The 16,888-nt window shown below is 67.0% G+C and carries 16 protein-coding genes and 2 pseudogenes; 3 read left to right on the forward strand and 15 right to left on the reverse strand.

Features of this window, described 5'->3' with window-relative positions; genetic code table 11:
- Positions 1-708 (forward strand): ABC transporter ATP-binding protein, encoded by a 708-nt coding sequence (locus EUB48_RS05885; RefSeq protein WP_142821115.1) that lies wholly within the window; start codon positions 1-3, stop codon positions 706-708.
- Positions 709-926: 218 nt separating this feature from the next.
- On the opposite strand, the gene EUB48_RS05890 is transcribed toward EUB48_RS05885, so the two are convergent.
- The 11 genes and pseudogenes from EUB48_RS05890 to EUB48_RS05935 form a co-directional block, all read right to left on the reverse strand.
- Positions 927-2,156, reverse strand: coding sequence for an MFS transporter (locus EUB48_RS05890; protein ID WP_142818032.1), 1,230 nt, complete (start codon positions 2,154-2,156; stop codon positions 927-929).
- Between the two features lie 139 nt (positions 2,157-2,295).
- The gene (locus tag EUB48_RS21835; RefSeq protein WP_168226706.1) at positions 2,296-2,664 is read right to left on the reverse strand and encodes a carbohydrate kinase family protein; all 369 of its coding nucleotides are present in this window, start codon (positions 2,662-2,664) and stop codon (positions 2,296-2,298) included.
- Between the two features lie 14 nt (positions 2,665-2,678).
- Positions 2,679-3,212: pseudogene (locus EUB48_RS22000) on the reverse strand (PfkB family carbohydrate kinase); the annotation flags it as partial.
- Complete coding sequence (gene xylB / locus EUB48_RS05900) at positions 3,209-4,693, reverse strand: xylulokinase (RefSeq protein WP_142818034.1); 1,485 nt, start codon at positions 4,691-4,693, stop codon at positions 3,209-3,211. The pseudogene EUB48_RS22000 and the gene xylB, both read right to left, overlap by 4 nt.
- A 4-nt stretch (positions 4,694-4,697) precedes the next feature.
- Positions 4,698-5,633: an AraC family transcriptional regulator gene (locus EUB48_RS05905; protein WP_142818035.1), complete on the reverse strand. Its 936-nt coding sequence runs from the start codon at positions 5,631-5,633 to the stop codon at positions 4,698-4,700.
- A gap of 39 nt (positions 5,634-5,672) precedes the next feature.
- Positions 5,673-6,458 carry an L-iditol 2-dehydrogenase gene (locus tag EUB48_RS05910; RefSeq protein ID WP_142818036.1) on the reverse strand — a complete coding sequence of 262 codons (786 nt, stop codon included), beginning with the start codon at positions 6,456-6,458 and terminating at the stop codon, positions 5,673-5,675.
- Positions 6,455-7,840, reverse strand: coding sequence for a D-arabinitol 4-dehydrogenase (gene dalD / locus EUB48_RS05915; RefSeq protein WP_142821116.1), 1,386 nt, complete (start codon positions 7,838-7,840; stop codon positions 6,455-6,457). The genes EUB48_RS05910 and dalD overlap by 4 nt, the downstream gene beginning before the upstream one ends.
- Positions 7,841-7,897: 57 nt before the next feature.
- Positions 7,898-8,929, reverse strand: a complete 1,032-nt coding sequence (locus EUB48_RS05920; protein WP_142818037.1) for an ABC transporter ATP-binding protein — start codon at positions 8,927-8,929, stop codon at positions 7,898-7,900.
- An 18-nt stretch (positions 8,930-8,947) separates the two neighbouring features.
- Entirely contained in the window at positions 8,948-9,772 is an 825-nt protein-coding gene (locus EUB48_RS05925; RefSeq protein ID WP_142818038.1) for a carbohydrate ABC transporter permease, read from the reverse strand.
- Positions 9,773-9,785: 13 nt separating this feature from the next.
- Positions 9,786-10,643 (reverse strand): carbohydrate ABC transporter permease, encoded by an 858-nt coding sequence (locus EUB48_RS05930; protein WP_077560403.1) that lies wholly within the window; start codon positions 10,641-10,643, stop codon positions 9,786-9,788.
- A gap of 45 nt (positions 10,644-10,688) precedes the next feature.
- Complete coding sequence (locus EUB48_RS05935) at positions 10,689-11,996, reverse strand: ABC transporter substrate-binding protein (RefSeq protein WP_142818039.1); 1,308 nt, start codon at positions 11,994-11,996, stop codon at positions 10,689-10,691.
- A gap of 117 nt (positions 11,997-12,113) precedes the next feature.
- On the opposite strand from EUB48_RS05935, the gene EUB48_RS05940 reads away from it, so the two are divergent.
- Together EUB48_RS05940 and EUB48_RS05945 are read left to right on the forward strand one after the other, a co-directional pair.
- On the forward strand, positions 12,114-12,293 hold the full coding sequence (locus EUB48_RS05940) for a hypothetical protein (protein ID WP_142818040.1): 180 nt from the start codon (positions 12,114-12,116) through the stop codon (positions 12,291-12,293).
- Between the two features lie 167 nt (positions 12,294-12,460).
- Positions 12,461-13,282, forward strand: coding sequence for a nitroreductase family protein (locus tag EUB48_RS05945; protein WP_142818041.1), 822 nt, complete (start codon positions 12,461-12,463; stop codon positions 13,280-13,282).
- A 56-nt stretch (positions 13,283-13,338) separates the two neighbouring features.
- On the opposite strand, the pseudogene EUB48_RS05950 reads toward EUB48_RS05945, so the two are convergent.
- From EUB48_RS05950 to ftsY, 4 genes and pseudogenes are all read right to left on the reverse strand, one after another.
- Positions 13,339-13,574, reverse strand: a pseudogene (locus EUB48_RS05950) (winged helix-turn-helix domain-containing protein).
- Positions 13,575-13,767: 193 nt separating this feature from the next.
- Positions 13,768-15,042 carry an Hsp70 family protein gene (locus EUB48_RS05955; protein ID WP_142818042.1) on the reverse strand — a complete coding sequence of 425 codons (1,275 nt, stop codon included), beginning with the start codon at positions 15,040-15,042 and terminating at the stop codon, positions 13,768-13,770.
- Positions 15,042-15,719 carry an alpha/beta hydrolase gene (locus EUB48_RS05960; RefSeq protein WP_142818043.1) on the reverse strand — a complete coding sequence of 226 codons (678 nt, stop codon included), beginning with the start codon at positions 15,717-15,719 and terminating at the stop codon, positions 15,042-15,044. The genes EUB48_RS05955 and EUB48_RS05960 overlap by 1 nt, the downstream gene beginning before the upstream one ends.
- A gap of 55 nt (positions 15,720-15,774) precedes the next feature.
- Positions 15,775-16,875 (reverse strand): signal recognition particle-docking protein FtsY, encoded by a 1,101-nt coding sequence (gene ftsY / locus EUB48_RS05965; protein WP_142818044.1) that lies wholly within the window; start codon positions 16,873-16,875, stop codon positions 15,775-15,777.
- Between the last annotated feature and the right edge of the window lie 13 nt (positions 16,876-16,888).

Below are 16,888 nucleotides of genomic sequence, written 5' to 3' on the forward strand. Positions count from 1 at the left end.
ATGCTGACGGTCGAGGACCTGCACGTGGCCTATGGCGGCGTGCAGGCCGTGCGCGGCATTTCACTGGAAGTGCGCACCGGCGAGGTTGCGGCCTTGCTGGGCGCCAACGGCGCGGGCAAGTCCAGCACCTTGCTGGCCATCGTCGGGTCGGTCAAACCGGCAGGCGGGCGCGTGACGTTCGAAGGGCAGGACATCACCGGCCAGCCGCCCGAGGTGTTGATCAGGAAAGGCATCGCCATGATCCCCGAGGGCGCGCGCGTGTTTGCGCGCCAGCCCGTGGAGCAGAACCTGCGCCTGGGCGCCTACATCCTGCGCGACGAAGCCGTGTATCGGCAGCGCCTGCAGCGGGTCTACAAACTTTTCCCGCGCCTGCTGGAGCGGCGCGAGCAGTTGGCCGGCACCATGTCGGGCGGCGAACGCCAGATGCTGGCCATCGGCCGCGCGCTCATGAGCGGACCGCGCCTGCTGCTGATCGACGAACCCAGCCTGGGCCTGTCGCCCATCCTGATCGAGCAGGTGTTCGATGCGCTGGTGGCGCTGAACCGGCAGGACGGCCTGGCCGTGCTGCTGGTCGAGCAGAACATGGCGCAGGCGCTCGAAGTGGCGGCGCGCGCGTATGTAATGCAAAGCGGGCGCATCGCCATCGAAGGCACGGCCGCCGACCTGGCCGCGTCCGACGAAGTTCGCAGGGCGTATCTCGGGATGTAGATGAAAAATGGCTACAGCCCTTGTTTTTCAATGGTTTGATGCTATGAATCCAGTAGCAAATGGGCCGCCCGACCCAGGCCGCCATACCAAACCCCGGCGCCGGCGGCCGCCACTGAAAGCAGGCGCGGGCGGCGGTGAGTGAGCACTGCGCGCTTGCCGTTTCGAAATGGCAGCAGGTCGCAAGCCTTGCGTCGACGACCGCTTCGGGCGCATTGCGGTCAGCCGGAGTTTTTGCTCCGTTCGTAGCCGTGCGTTTCAGGAATCCAATAGGCCAGCGCCCCCGCCGCAGCAAAGGCGATGAGCCCGGTGGCAGCGATTCCTGCCGCCAGTGACAAGCTGCCCGCAAGGAATGCCAGAAGTACCGGTCCGCACGAGGAGCCGATGTCGGACATCAGGCGCCACACACCGAGGAAGTGTGCACGTCCATGCCGCGGGGAGTGGTCTGCGCCCAGGGTCATGATCATTCCCGAGCCGATGCCGTTGCCGAAGCCGATGGCCAGCGAGGCAAGCAACAGCGTGTTGAAGCCCGACGTGAAGGGCATCCACAGCATCGCCATGCCCATGATGATCATCGATGGAACCGCGACCCAGCGCCTGCCCTTGTGATCCATCACCTTGCCGGCCGGGTAGAAGACCAGCATGTCGATGCCGCCTGCCAGGCCGTAGACCAGCGATGCCACGGCAGGTGCCAGCGCCAGGTGATCGGCCCACAAAGGGATGACCACCTGGCGCGATGCCCGCACGGCACTGACCAGCACAACGCCCACGCCCAGCGTGAGGAATACATGACGGTGATCCCTGAGCGTCGAGACGATGGTCGTGGCGGCCGGTGGCGTCTGGCCGGGCGGGATGGGGGGTGTCTCCAGGTCCGGGACACGCGCACCGATGGCTGCTGCGCCCAGCACGCCCGCAATCCCCACGCCGAAGGCCGCCTGCAGGCCAAACGCATGGATCGCAGCGGCCCCAAGAAAGGGGCCGATGAACATGCCGATGCGCATCACGCCCCCCAGTGTCGACAGCGCCCGCGCCCGGTACGCGATCGGAACGGCCTCCGTCATGTAGATCTGGCGCGCCAGGTTGTAGACGGCCTGTGACATGCCCACCATGAGGCAGCCGGTTGCGAACAGGGCCAGATGCGACGTCAACACGCAAAGTGCCATGCCCAGGCCACTCCAAAGACCCGCGGCGACGATGGCCCCGCGCTCGCCCCAGCGCATCGTGATCAGCGACGCCGGAATGTTGTTGAGCAGCGAGCCGATGCTGATCAGGGCGACGACCAGCGCGGCCATCGGCACGGAGGCGCCCAGGTCACGCGCCATCAGGGGAATGATCGGGAGAACGGCGCCTTCGCCCAGCCCGAAAAGCAGCGAGGGGCCAAAGGCCGGCACGGCAATTTGCCTGAGAGAAAACTCAGCCGAAGAGGCAGGCGTGGCAGGAGGGGACGACATGCGGACAGTCAGGGCGCGAACACCCGCCTGGAAACGGCGGGCGGGTGGCCATTATCTCCTTGCGCTGCATGCCGGACTCCCGAACGGGCCAGCGTGGCGTGAGCTTTGGTGCCCTACAAGACTCACTAACAGAATGCGCTCACCGCCACGCGCCGACCCATTGCGCATAGGCCGTCAAGTTGGGCGGCACGGCGCCGCGCACTTCGCAGATATACCCGGCGAACGCATTGGCGCGTGCCAGCGTGGTGCCCATGTCCCAGCCGCGCAGCAGCCCTGCCAGCGCCACCGCCGAGAACGAATCGCCGGCACCGACCGTGTCGACCAGGCTGATGGGCCGCGTGTCGCGGCCCCGGGCGATACAGCGGCCTTCGCTGTCGAACGCCAGCGCGCCCTCGGCGCCGCAGGTGACGAGCAGCATCTGCAGCGGCAGGCATTGCAGCAGATGGCGGGCGCTGTCCGGCATCGGTATCTCGCTGGCGGCCGGCACATCGAGCCAGCCGCACAGCATGGCCAGGCCAGTTCCTCGTCGTTGACCTTGAGCACGTCCGCCAGGTCGATCGCCTGCAGCACCACCTCGCGTGGCACCTGGCCCTCGCGCCAGTTCAGGTCCAGGTAGACGGGACCCGGATGGCTGCGCAGCACGGCCCATGCGGCGGCACGTGAAACCGGACTGCGCAGTGCCAGCGTGCCCGCGTACAGCCAGCCCGCTGGGTCGAGCGCCGTGGCGGCGGCTCTGGCGGGCGTCTCTTCGATGAAGTCCCAGGCGGAACCAAAGCGAATGCTGAAGCGGTGGCCGCCGTCGGGCGCGGTCTGCACGTCGACCACGCCGGTCGGGTGATCCGGTGTGATCTGGACGCCGTCGCGCCGCATGCCATAGCGGTCGAATTCGCGCATCACGAGTGCCGTGTGCTCATCAACCCCCACGGCGCTGAGCATCAGCGGCGCGTGGCCGAATGCCGCCAGGTGCCGCGCCACATTGAACGGTGCACCGCCCACCACGGGGCCGGACTCGAACCGGTCCACCAGCATTTCACCGAACACGGCAACGCGCGTCATGCCGATCCCCCCGGGGTGTCCGCGAAGTGCGGCGCCAAGGCGGGGTAGAGCGCACGAAAGCGCTGGTAGCGCGGCCGCAGCAGCGCGGCCTCCATGGCATTGGGCTCGAACAGGCGCCCGCCCAGAGGCGCGCGGCACACCTGTGCTTCGTCCCCGCCATCCGCCAGCCAGCCCAGCCGTGCGGCGCCCATGGCCGCGGCGGCGTGTGCGCCCTCATGCCGGCGCAGCGCGCAGCCCAGGCCGCAGGCCAGCAGCTGCGCCCACAGGTCGCTGCGTGCGCCGCCGCCCACCAGCGCCAGTTCGTTCACCAAAGGGCCGCCGCCGCGCATCGCGGCAAAACCGTCCATCAGCCCAAAGCTCACGCCTTCGATCACGGCGTAGCCGATATCGGCGGCGCCGTGCTCCTGGCGCAATCCCGTGAAGGACGCGCTGGCGTGCGTGTTGTTGTGCGGTGTGCGCTCGCCCGACAGATAGGGCAGGAACAGCGGCGCCTGCGCGCGCCGGGCCGGCTGCAGCAGCGCCACTTCTTCCAGCAGCGCCGCTTCGCTGCGTCGCCCCGTCAGGCGCGCGGCCCAGGCCAGTGCGCTCGCGGCGCTCAGCATCACCGACATCTGGTGCCAGCGCCCGGGCAGCGCATGCGCAAAGGCATGCACCGCTTGCGCGGGCGCCGGGCGAAAGGCGTCCGTGGCGAGAAAAATCACGCCCGAGGTGCCCAGCGAGACGAAGCCCTCGCCTCCGCGGACCACGCCCATGCCCACCGCGCTGGCGGCATTGTCGCCCGCGCCGCCGGCCACCACCACACCGGCAGGCAGCCCCCAGGCCTGCGCGATCCCGGGGCGCAATGAGCCGCCCGGCGCGCTGCCCTCCACCAGGCGCGGCATGTGGGCCAGCGTCAGGCCGCAGGCCGCCAGCATGGGCTCGCTCCAGCGCCGCACCCCCACGTCCAGCCAGAGCGTGCCGGACGCATCGGACATGTCGCTGACCGCCTCGCCGGTGAGCTGCAGCCGCAGCCAGTCCTTCGGGCAAAGCACGGTGCGGGTCTGTGCGAACACGGCCGCTTCGTGCTGGCGCAGCCAGAGCAGTTTGGGTGCGGTGAAACCGGGCATGACCAGATTGCCGGTGATGGCGCGCGACCTTGGCTCGGCGGCCTCCAGTTGCGCGCATTGCGCGAACGCGCGGCCGTCGTTCCACAGAATGGCCGGCCGCAGCACGTGCTGGCGCGCGTCCAGCAGCACGGCGCCGTGCATCTGGCCCGACAGGCCAAGCGCGCGCACCTGCGCCAGTGCGCCCGGCGCGGCATGGCGCAACTGCTGCATGGCCCGGTCCAGCGCCAGCCACCAACTGTGCGGAGCCTGCTCGCTCCACAGGGGCTGCGGGTGCGAGACAGCCAGCGGCGCATCGGCCACGGCAGCGAGCTGCTGCGCCTCGTCCAGCAGCACCACCTTGACGCCCGACGTGCCCAGATCGATCCCGAGGTACATGGCGCTAGCGCTTGATGCCGAAGCGGCCGTCCACCTGGCGCCGGAACTCGCCCGGCGTCATGCCCTTGAAATCGAGGAAGCGGCGGTTGAAGTTGGCCACGTTGTTGAAGCCGACCTCATAGCAGATGTGGGTGATGTACTGGTCCGACTCCATGAGCAGCTGGCAGGCGCGGTTGATACGCACCTGATTCACGAAGTCGGTGAAGGTGTTGCCCGTGGCGCGGCGGAAGAAGCGCGAGAAGCGGCTCTCGCTCATGCCCAGCTCCGCCGCGAGCTGTGCGGCCGACAGCGGTTGCCCCAGGTCGGCGGTGATGCGGCTCAGGATCGCATTGATCTGGTCCAGCTGGGCCGCGTTGTCCTCGCTCTGCAACTGCGCGTGCGACAGCAGCCGGTAATCGGTGCAGCGCGCCAGGTCGGCCAGAAATTCGCAGAATGCGCCCAGGCGCGCCAAGCCTTGACGAGCCTTGACCTTGTGCCAATGGTCGACCGCGCGCTCCGACAGGCCGAAGAACTCGACACCGTTGCGCGCGCGGTCCAGCAGCGGCAGCAGCTCGGCCAGCTCGGGCAGATGTGCGGCCGCCTGCGCGATCGGCGCGTGCGCAAACTGGATGACCAGGTCGCGCTCGGCGATGCCGCCTTGCGGCAGATCCAGCGAGATCCAGTTGTGCGGCAGGCGCGGGCCGGTCAGCACCAGATGGCCGGGCTGGAAGTAGCCGATGTAGTCGCCCACGAAGGTCTTGCCGGAAGACGCCACGATCAGGTGCAACTCGTATTCGTCGTGGTAATGCCAGCGCGCCAGCGGCGTGGGGAAGCCGTGCGCCAGGCAGCGGATGGAGCCGGTCGTGTCGGGCGGCTCGTAACCGAGCTCGGGGCTGCGCCCGCGGTCGTGCTCCAGTTCGGGCTGGCGCTGGCGGGGCAGGGTGCGGCGACTGGCGGTCATGGGGTCATTCGAGTCATGCGGGGTGCGTGTTTTGCAAGCCTAGCTCATCACCGCGCCACCGTCCACATTCAGCGTCTGGGCGGTAATGTAAGAGGCCTCGTCGCTGGCCAGAAAGACCGCGGCGCCCGCAATGTCGGCCGGCGCACCCATGTAGCCCAGCGGAACCGCCAGACCGACCTGCTTCTTCTTCTGCCCCAGTGGCAATTTCTCGTATCGCGCGAACAATGCATCTACCTGTTGCCACATCGGCGTGTCGATCACGCCCGGCGAGATCGCATTCACGCGGATGCGGTGCGGCGCCATGGCCAGCGCAGCGCTCTGGGTGTAGCTGATCACCGCGGCCTTGGTCGCGCAGTAGTGCGCGACCAGCGCCTCGCCGCGCCGTCCGGCCTGCGAGGCCATGTTGATCACGGCGCCGTGCACGCCCTGCGCGACCATGCGCGCCAGCACCTTCTGCATCACGAAGAACATGCCCTTGACGTTGACGGCGAACAGCCGGTCGTACATGGCCTCGTCGCTGTCCAGCAGCGGCGCCAGGTCGAACACGGCAGCGTTGTTGAACAGCACGCCCGGCACACCGAAGCGGCTCTCGGCTGCATCCAGCATCGTCTCGATCTGCCCGGGCCGCGTGATGTCGGCGCTGACGTACTGCAGTCGCCCGGCGTGGGCGTCCAGCAGCGGCGCCAGCGCGGCGGGTGCGGTGGACGCGATGTCCACCACGGTGCAGCGCGCGCCCTGTGCCAGGTAGGCCTCGGCGACGGCCAGGCCGATGCCCCCTCCCGCGCCTGTCAACAAGGCGTGCCGATCCTGCAAACGTGCGCTCATGAATGATCCTTTTGAAAAGTAATAACTCGTTGTGCGGCGCGTCGCAATGCGCCGAGCAGCCGCGCGTCGCCGGCCAGCTCCGCCCACAGCCCCGCGTCGGCACCCATCGCGGCCACCGGATCCGCTGCTGCGCAGATCGCGTGTGCGGCGGCCGGGTCCATCCCCTGGTCCTCATAGGTGTAGGCCAGCTCACCGCGGTGCCAGCGCTGCAGGAAGGCGAGAAACAGTGCCGGCAGCATGGCCACGCTGTCGATCGTCTGTCCCTGCGCCAGCCGCTCGCGCACCGTGGGCGCGATAAAGCCCGGAATCTTGGAGAAGCCATCCATGGCGACCCGCTGATTCGTGTCGCGGATCGCGGCGTTGCCGAAGCGCTCCAGCACCTCGTCGCGGTAGGCCGGCAAATCGACCGGACTGGGGTTGCCGGGTTGGCTCAGGCACGGGATGACGTCGTCGGTCACGTAGTCCCAGGCCATCTGGCGAATGGCCGGCGTGCGTGTGCCTTCGTGAATGAACTGCAGGCCGATCAGGGTGCCGGCCCAGGCGATGCAGCTGTGCGTCGCGTTCAGGACCCGGATCTTCGCCTCCTCAAACGGTGCAACCGAATCGACCATCTGCACGCCCACGCGCTCCCATTCGGGCCGGCCGGCGATGAAGTTGTCCTCGATCACCCACTGGATGAAGCTCTCCGCCGTGACCGGTGCGGCATCGATCCAGCCGGTAGCACGGCGCACGCGCTCGCGCAGCTCGGGCGGCGGGCGTGGCGTGATGCGGTCCACCATCGCGTTCGGGCAGGTGGTGCTGGCGTCAACCCAGCCTCGCAGCGCGGCGTCGCCGCCGCGCTCGATGAACTCGAGCAGGCCGGCGCGAAAGCGCTGGCCGTTGTGGCGCAGGTTGTCGCAGCACAGCAATGTCACCGGTCCGGCGCCGGCCGCACGGCGCGCGCGCAGGATGGCGCACACCGCGCCGTAGATCGTGTCGCCCGGCTCACCACGTTTCGCGCGTTCGATGTCGGCTGCGAGATCGCTGAAACCCAGGTCGAGCCTGTCATGGGCGTCGAGGTAGTAGCCGGCCTCGGTCACGGTGAACGAGATCACGCGCGTGGCCGCGTCCGCGCCGCGCGCGATCAGCGCCGCGAGCGTGGGCTCGTAGGGCAGCACCTCGCGGATCGACTCGATGCGCTGGTAGCGGTACTCGCCGGCCGGTGACACGGTCTCCAGCGTATAGCGCCCGCCCTGCGCCCGCAGTGCCCCCAGCAACTCGGCCATGTCGGCGCGCAGGTTGCCGCCCGAGAGCGACCAGCGCGTGTCGCCGGCCTCGATGAGCTGCTGCAGGTAAGCCGCCTGGTGTGCGCGGTGAAACGAGCCGAGCCCCAGATGGAGCACGACCCGGGAAGTGGCTGGCGCTGCTGCGAGTGTCACGTCGAATTCTCCGGAAAATTCTCAGGCGGCGAGTGCGCGGCCTTCTCGATTGAACAGGTGCAGCACCGCGGGGTTGAGCTCCACTCCTACGTCGTCACCGATCCTCAAAGGCGTGCGCTCGTTCTGGCGCGCGATGAGTTGCACACCGCCGACGTCCACGTGGATCAGCGTGTCGTTGCCCAGCGCCTCGATCAGGTCGACGCGGCCCGGCACGCCGGCGCCATGGCCCTGGTGCACGCGCAGGCCCTCGGGGCGAACGCCCAGAAAGCCATCGCTGGGCAGGCGTCCGCCGGTCTGGTTCGAGAAGCTGGGGATCGCTCCCGCGGCGACCATGTTCATCGATGGCATGCCGATGAACTGCGCCACGAACTGGCTGGCCGGATGGTCGTACAGATCCAGCGGCGAGCCGACCTGCTCGATCCGGCCGTCGCGCAGCACCACCACGCGGTCGGCCAGCGTCATCGCCTCGACCTGGTCGTGCGTCACGTAGATGGTGGTCGCACCGAGGGCCACATGCAGCTTGTGGATTTCCACGCGCGTGTTGCCGCGCAGCGCCGCGTCGAGGTTGGACAGGGGCTCGTCGAACAAAAACACCTTGGGGGCGCGCACGATGGCGCGGCCGATGGCCACGCGCTGGCGCTGGCCGCCCGACAGCTCCTTGGGTGTGCGCTCCAGGTATTGGGCCAGGTTGAGCTGTCTGGCCGCGTACTCGACCTTCGTCCTGATCTCGTCCTTCGGCACGCCCGCGAGCCTGAGCGCGAACGACATGTTGTCGTACACGCTCATGTGCGGATACAGCGCGTAGCTCTGGAACACCATCGCGAGGTCGCGCTTGCCCGAGGGCATGTGCGTGATGTCTCGCCCGTCGAGCAGCAGCTTGCCGCTGGTGACCGGCTCGAGCCCCGCGATCAGGCGCAGCAAGGTCGATTTGCCGCAGCCCGACGGGCCGACGAAGACGATGAACTCGCCCTTGGCGATCTCCAGGTTCACGCCCTGGATGACGTGCGTCTCGCCGAAGCTTTTGCGCATGTCCCGAAGCTGAAGGTAAGCCATGGCGTTTCTCCTTGTCTGTTATTTCACGGCGCCGAAGGTCAGACCCTGGACCAGTTGTTTCTGGCACAGCCAGCCGAACACGATGATCGGTGCAATGGCCATCGTCGAGGCGGCGGAGAGCTTGGCCCAGAACAGGCCCTCGGGGCTCGAGTAGGACGCGATCATCACGGCCAGCGTGCCGGCCTTGGCCGAGGTCAGGTTGAGGGCCCAGAAGGCCTCGTTCCAGCTCAGCACCAGGCACAAGAGCCCGGTGGACGCGAGTCCGCCCACGGACAGCGGCAGCACCACATGGAGAAACTCCTTCCACAGGGTGGCGCCGTCCATGCGCGCCGCTTCCAGAATTTCGCCCGGGATTTCCTTGTAGCTGGTGAAAAGCATCCACACCATGATGGGCAGATTCGAGAGTGTGAACACGATGACTAGCGCGGGCACCGAGTCCAGCATGCCGGCGGTCTGCGCCAGCACGTAGATCGGCACCAGGGCGCCGACCGCCGGCATCATCTTGGTCGAGAGCATCCACATCAGGATGTCGCGCGTGAACCGGGTCTTGAAGAACGCCATCGAATAAGCTGCCGGCACCGCAATCAACAGGCCCAGGACGGTCGAGCCCAGGCTCGTGACGAGCGAGTTGCGTGCATACAGCAGGTAGTCGCTGCGGCGCTGCACCTCGCCGAAGTTCTCCATCGTCGGATGGAACACGAACAGCGGGGGCACGTGGATCGCCTGCAGTTCGGTCTTGAATGACGTCAGGAACAGCCAGCCGAGCGGGAAGAACAGCAGCAGTGTCACGAGCCACGCGGTGACGGTGCGCAGCGCCAGGGGCAGGATGTTGTTGGGTGGCATGGTCTTGTCCCCTTCAATCCAGGTTCTTGCCGATGATGCGGATCAGGAAGACCGCGGCGATATTGGCCAGCACCACCGCGAACAGCGCGCCGGCAGAGGCGACGCCGACGTCGAAATTCAGCAGCGCCTGCTTGAAGATCATGTAGGTGATGTTGGTGCTCGCATTGCCTGGACCGCCGCTGGTTGTGATGGCGATCTCCGCAAAGATGCTGAGCAGAAAAATCATCTCGATCATGATCACCACCGCTATCGGCCGGCCCAGATGCGGCAGCGTGAGGTAGAAGAAGCGCTGCGGCGCGCTGGCGCCGTCCATGCGCGCCGCTTCCATCTGCTCACGGTCGAGCGACTGCAGCGAGGTGATGAAGATCAGGCAGGCGAACGGCAGCCACTGCCACGCGACGATGACGATGACCGATAACAGCGGCCAGTCGGTCATCCAGTCCACCGGGGTGGCGCCAAAGGCGCGCCACACATCGGCCAGCACGCCGTAGATCGGGTTCATCATCATGTGCTTCCACAGCAACGCATTCACCGTAGGCATGACGAAGAACGGGGAGATCAACAGCACGCGCACGATGCCGCGCCCTGGAAACGGGTCGTTGACCAGCAATGCCAGCAGGATTCCGAACACCACCGTGATCACGATCACGCTGCCGATCAGCAGCAGCGTATTCCAGACCGCCGGCCAGAAGTCCGGGTCGGTGATGAAGTACTGGAAATTCTCGATGCCGGCAAACGTGTGCGCGCCCGGCTGCAGCAGGTTGTAGTTGACGAAGGAGAAATACAACGTCATCGCCAGCGGCACGATCATCCAGAGGAAGAGCGTGAGCACCGCAGGCGCCATCAGCGATCGGGGCATCAGTCGGTTCATGATTGGCTTGTCACCCCTTCCCCCAGCGGGGGGAGGGGTGTGGGTTCACTTGTAGTAGCCGGCCTTGGTCATGTCGCGCTCGACAATCGTCTGCGAGGTCCTCAAAGCCTGGTCCACCGTGACCGTACCGGCCAGCGCCGCGCTCATTTGCTGGCCGACCGCAACGCCAATGGCCTGGAACTCGGGGATGGCGACATACTGGACACCGACATAGGGTGACTTCGGCAGCGTGGGGCTGCTTGGGTCGGCGCTGTTGATCGCCTCCAGCTCCGCCGGGGCGAATGTGGCGACCTTCTGGAATTCAGGGTTGGCGTAGGTTGATTTGCGCGTGCCGGTTGGCACCCGCGCCCAGCCGTCCTGTTGCGCCACCAGGTCGACGTAGGCCTTGGAGGTGGCCCAGGTCACGAACTTCTGCGCGGCATCGGCCTTTTGGGTGCCGGCCGGGATGGCCAGATTCCAGGACCACAGCCAGTTGGCACCCTTCGGGGTGACAGCCACCGGCGACTGCGCGAAGGCCACCTTGTCGGCCACCTTCGACTGCTTCGGATCGCTGATGAACGAGGCCGCGATCGTCGCATCCACCCACATGCCGCACTTGCCCTCGTTGAAAAGCGCCAGGTTCTCGTTGAAGCTGTTGGCCGATGCGCCGGGCGGGCCGTATTTCTTCATGATGTCGACGTAGAAGCTGATCGCGTCATGCCAGGGTTTGCTCTCCAGCTGCGGCTGCCACTTCATGTTGAACCACTGGCCGCCCCAGGTGTTGACCATGGTGCTGAGCAGCGCCATGTTGTCGCCCCAGCCCGGCTTGCCGCGCAGGCAGATGCCATAGACCCCGGCCTTGGGGTCGCTGATCTTGGCCGCGGCATCGCGCACCTGGTTCCAGGTCGGGCGCCCGGAGAACGTCACGCCGGCCTTGTCCATCAGGTCCTTGCGGTACATGAGCATCGAGCTTTCACCGTAAAACGGCGCGCCATAGAGCTTGCCCTCGTAGGACAGGCCGGTGCGGATGGCGGGCAACAGATCGTCCACGTCGTAGGCCGCGTCGGTCGCAATGGGCTTGAGCCAGCCCTTCTTCGACCAGATCGGCACTTCGTACAGGCCAATGGTCATCACATCGAACTGGCCGCCCTTGGTGGCGATGTCGGTCGTCACGCGCTGGCGCAAGGTGCCTTCTTCCAGCGTGACCCACTTGAGCTTGATGTCGGGATACGCCTTCTCGAAGAAGGGCGTGAGCTTTTGCATCTCGATCATGTGGCCGTTGTTCACGGTCGCGATGACGAGTTCGGTGGCGGCGTGCGCCGTGCCTGCCACAGCCATTGCGGCGGCCAGGGCGAGGGTCGTTGAAAATTTCATGAGCCAGTCTCCTGAAGTTTGTGATGGGAACGATCTGCATGGCGTCGACAACACCGCGCCGACAGTGCGAAGAATAGGTGCTCTCTGTTGTGGGATAAATACTCAAATTGAGAAAAGATGTACTTTATTTCGATGGTCGATCGGGAGTTTCACCAATATGGTGCCAGAGCGTATCTGTTTCAGAGCCTGGCTGACGCATGGCTCGACCCCCGGCCCAAGTCCCGCAATGGCGTTGTGTCTGGGGCGCGGGCCTGCGCCATCATCGAGGCCTCCCGCGTGATGATCAGCGCGGACTGACGCGTTGCGCAGCTCGATGCCGGTCATTGCCTGCCGCTGGCGGCAGAGTCCGATCCGTTGATGAAGTGGCGTCCCGGCGATACACTGGCTCCCTCCATCCTTGTGTATCAATGGATATAGCGATGTGGCCTTCCAGGTGCATTGCCGAATTCTTCGATAAAAGCAGCATGCGTGATCTCGAGCACAACACGGTCGTCCATTCCATCTCCGGCGAGGCGGCACTGCGCCGCGTGGCCGAGGTGGCGGAATGGCGCATCGAACAGGAAGTCGGTTCGGACTCCGTGGTGATGTCGGTGATCACGTCCGGCAGCGCGAGGCAGTCGCTGCGGATCTCGCTGATGGACGCGCAAGACATTGGCGAGGTGCTCAGATGCAAGGCCGGGCCGGGCACGTTGGATGGCGGCGCGCCGGGTCTCAAAACCCTATTGGCACGACGTTCGGTCTCACCCAGGCGCTTGCATTCGCCCGGGCCCGACGCCGATGAACTGGACCGCCTGATCCAGGCGGGCCTGCGCGCGCCCGATCACGGCGGCTTGCATCCGTGGCGCATCATTGAATTTCGCGCGCGCAGCCGGGCGGCGCTGGCGCAGTGCTTCGAGCAGGAGAAGCTGCGGCGCGACCCGCTCGCCACCGCGCTGGATCTCAAGCGCGCCCGCGAGCATGCGACCCGCGCGCCCGTGCTGCTGGGCTTTGTCGTCTCGCCGCGCCAGCTCAGCAAGGTGCCGCTGCGCGAGCAATGGCTGGGCGCCGGCGCCGCGCTGGGCAACATCCTGAATGCGGCGCACCAACTGGGCTTTGGTGCCATCGTGCTCAGCGGCGAGCGCTGTTTCGACGCCATCCTGGCGCGCCAGCTCGGCCTGACCGAGGCGGAATTTCTGGCCGGCTTCATCAGTCTGGGAACGGTCAGCGAGCCGCCACCGCCCGCCAAACAGCGGCTCTCGCAAGACGTATGGTCATGCTGGATGGGGCATGAGTTGCACCGGACATGACAGCGGATGCGAAGATCGCAAAGGCCTGCAGGCTGTCGGCGCGTTGTCCACCGCCGTCATGGTGCGAGCAGCCGGATCAGCGCCGTGATGTTGACGGCAGCGGCTATGCGCGCCGAGCTTTCGACCGCGCGGTAGTGCTTGACCAGTTTCTTGCCCACGGGTGTCAGCGCCGCGCCGCCGCGGAAATCGAGCCGGTCTCGGCGACGGCCTCCAGCAGCGCCACCTTGCCGGGGCCGATGGCAATGCAGTCGTCGCGATAGATCCGAAAGCGGAACTGCACTTTGGATTTCATGCCGGCGGTTGTTGCAGGCCTGCGCGCTGGCGCCCATGGCGGGCGCCGGGGCCCGTCATGGGGGCTCGCCGCATTCATCGGTATGTCAGCGTGCCGAGGCGGGCAATTCGATCATGTGGAGAGGGCCGCTTGCGTCGCCGGGATTTTGTATGAAATGTGCCTCAAGCCCTTGCCAGACGGGCAAGTCCAGCTATCAAGCTTGTAGCAGAGAAAATTCCTCGCGCGACACCCAGCCGCTGGTCGCCAGGCCCGCGGCCACGCTGCCAAACCGGTCGCCGCGCACGATGGACGCGCTGGAGAATGCCGCCTGCAGCGCCGCGCCCAGCGGGGCCAGCGCCGACGAGCCGCCGGTCAGGTACACCGCGTTCACCTCGCGCACGCCCGACATCGTCACGCATTCCTGCGCGCAGTGGACGATCTGCGCTACCTGCTGCTGCAACACCTGACTCAGGCCTGCCGGCGACAGCAGCGCAGCCAGGCCGCGCTCGATGCAGGCCAGGTCGATTTCAGCCGGCGCGTTCAGGCTGGAGCAGGCGATTTTGGCCGCTTCCACATGCGACAGAATCCGGTGGCCCTCGTGGTGGTTCAGCACGCGCATGAGCCGGCTGTGCAGCGCGGGGTCGGCAAACGCACTCTTCAGTTCGCGCGCCGCGTGCAGGCTTTTGCGGCTGTACAGCGGGTGGATCAGGTGCCAGGTCGACAGGTTGAAGAAGACGGAGGAGGGCACCTCGCGGCCGTTCGGCCCCACGTGGCCCAGGCCGAGCAGCGGCATCACATGGCGCAGGTTCAGCAGGTAGTCGAAATCGGTGCCGCCGATGTGCGTGCCCGTGGTGGCCAGGATATCCTGCGCGCGGTCCGCGTGGGACAGCCGCTGCGGCCCCACGCGCAGAACAGTGAAGTCGGAGGTGCCCCCGCCAATGTCCACCACCAGCACGGTCGTGTCCGTGGCCACGCGCCGCTCGAAATCGAAGGCGGCGGCAATCGGCTCGAGCTGAAACCGAATCGCCTCGAATCCCGCGGCGCGTGCGGCGCGCTCCAGCGTGGCCTGGGCCAGTGCGTCGCGCGTATCGTCGCCGTCGACAAAATGCACCGGACGCCCGAGCATGGCGGCGCGCAGCGGGTGGCCCAGGAATGTTTCGGAGCGGGCTTTGAGTTCCTTGAAGAACAGCACCACGATGTCGAACAGGCTGGTGGCTTGGCCGTTGACCAGCGTCTGTTCGTCCATCAGGCTGCTGCCGAGCAGGCTTTTGATGGAGCGCATGAGTCGCCCCTGCGTGCCCTGCAGGTAGGCTTGCAGCGCGGCGTTGCCGTATGCCACCGGGTCGCCGTGACCGTCTTCGCTGGAGAAGAACAGCGCGGTCGGCATCGAGGCGCTGGCACCGTCCAGCGGAATCGGGCACACGCGGCCGTCAAGCTGGACGATGGCCGCCGCCGAGTTGGAGGTGCCGAAGTCGATCCCCAGCACCATCAGGCGGCGGCTCCCAGCACGGAGCGCAAGAACCGGCTGATGTCGGCAATCTCCTGCGGGTGCACGCTGTGCGGCATCGGGTAGCTGTGCCACTGCACCGCATAGCCCAGGTCCAGCAAGGCCTGGCGCGAGGCCTCGGCCCGCGCGATCGGCACGACCGGGTCGGCCAGGCCATGCGCCATGAAGATCGGCGTCGCGGCATTCGCCGCGCTGCGCTCGGCGGCCAGCGTGCCGGCCAGCGGCAGGTAGCCCGACAGCGCCATGAGGCCGGCGAGTCGCGCGCCATGGCGCAGTCCGACCTGCAGCGCCATCGCACAGCCCTGCGAAAAGCCCGCCAGCACGATGGCGCCGGGTGCGATGCCGCGTTCTACCTCGTGCGCGATCAGCGCCTCGATGGCGCGCGCCGAGTGGTGGATGCCCGCCGCGTCTTCGCGCTTGGCCAGGTCGGTGCCCAGGATGTCGTACCAGGCGGGCATCACATAGCCGCCGTTGAGCGTGACCGGCATGCTCGGTGCGTGCGGAAAGACAAAGCGGATCGGCGGGCAGCCTTGCAGGTCCAGCTCGGGCACGATGGCGGCAAAGTCGTTGCCGTCGGCGCCCAGGCCGTGCAGCCAGATCACGGCGGCGATGGGGTGCGGAGCGCTCTCAAGTTCAATGCGGGGCAGCAGGGTGGTCATGGGTGTGTCGTGATCAAGGGGGTTGGTGGATATAAGCGTGGTAGTTCATTGCCCGTCATGCCAGCAGCGCCTGCGCGAACTCGCGCGCGTTGAAGGTCTCCAGATCGCCGAGCTGTTCGCCCACGCCGATGAAATACACGGGCACGGGCCGCTCCTGCGCGATCGCGGCCAGCACGCCGCCCTTGGCGGTGCCGTCCAGCTTGGTGACGATCAGGCCGGTCAGCTGCAGCGCGTCGTCGAAGGCTTTCACCTGGGTCAGCGCGTTCTGGCCGGTGTTGCCGTCGATTACCAGCAGCACTTCGTGCGGCGCGGTCGCGTCGGCCTTTTGCACCACGCGCTTGATCTTGCTCAGCTCCTGCATCAGATGCAGCTGGGTCGGCAGGCGCCCCGCCGTGTCGACCAGCACCACGTCGCGCCCGCGCGCCTTGCCCGCGCTCACCGCGTCGAAGCTCACGGCGGCCGGGTCGCCGCCGTCCTGGCTGATGATCTCCACCGTATTGCGGTCGGCCCACACGCCCAGTTGCTCGCGCGCGGCGGCGCGGAAGGTGTCGGCCGCGGCCAGCAGAACGGAGGCGCCGGCGCTCGAGAGATGCTTGGTCAGCTTGCCGATCGAGGTGGTCTTGCCCGCGCCGTTCACGCCGGCGACCATGATCACGGTGGGCTTGTGCTCGCCGATCACCAGTGGCTTCTCCAATGGTCTGAGCAACTGGGTCAGCACCTCGGTCAGGATGTTCTTGACGGCCACCGGATGCGTCACGCCACCCTCCTTGACGCGGCGCTTGACCTCGCCGAGCAGGTACTGCGTGGCCTGCACGCCGGTGTCAGCCATCAGCAGCGCGGCCTCCAGGTCTTCATAGAGCGCCTCGTCGATCTGCGCGCCGGTGAACACCGTGGAGATGCTGGAGCCCGTCTTGCGCAAGCCCGCCTTGAGTTTGTCGAGCCATTTGGCGCGCTCGGGCGGCACTGCTTCGGGCAGCGGAATGCCGATCGGCGTGACCAGTGCGCTGCCGATCAGCGAGCCCGGCGCAGCGGGGCCGGGCACCGCAGGGCTGGGCACCACATGACTGGGCGCTGCAGCGGGGCTCGCGGGCGCGGGCATAGGCATCGGCGCAGCGACGGCAGGAGCAGGGGGTTTTTTCTTGAAAAAGCTGAACATTGCGGGGTTCTTA

It is taken from the genome of Rhodoferax sediminis (genome assembly GCF_006970865.1).
GTDB classification, from domain to species: Bacteria; Pseudomonadota; Gammaproteobacteria; order Burkholderiales; family Burkholderiaceae_C; genus Rhodoferax_A; species Rhodoferax_A sediminis.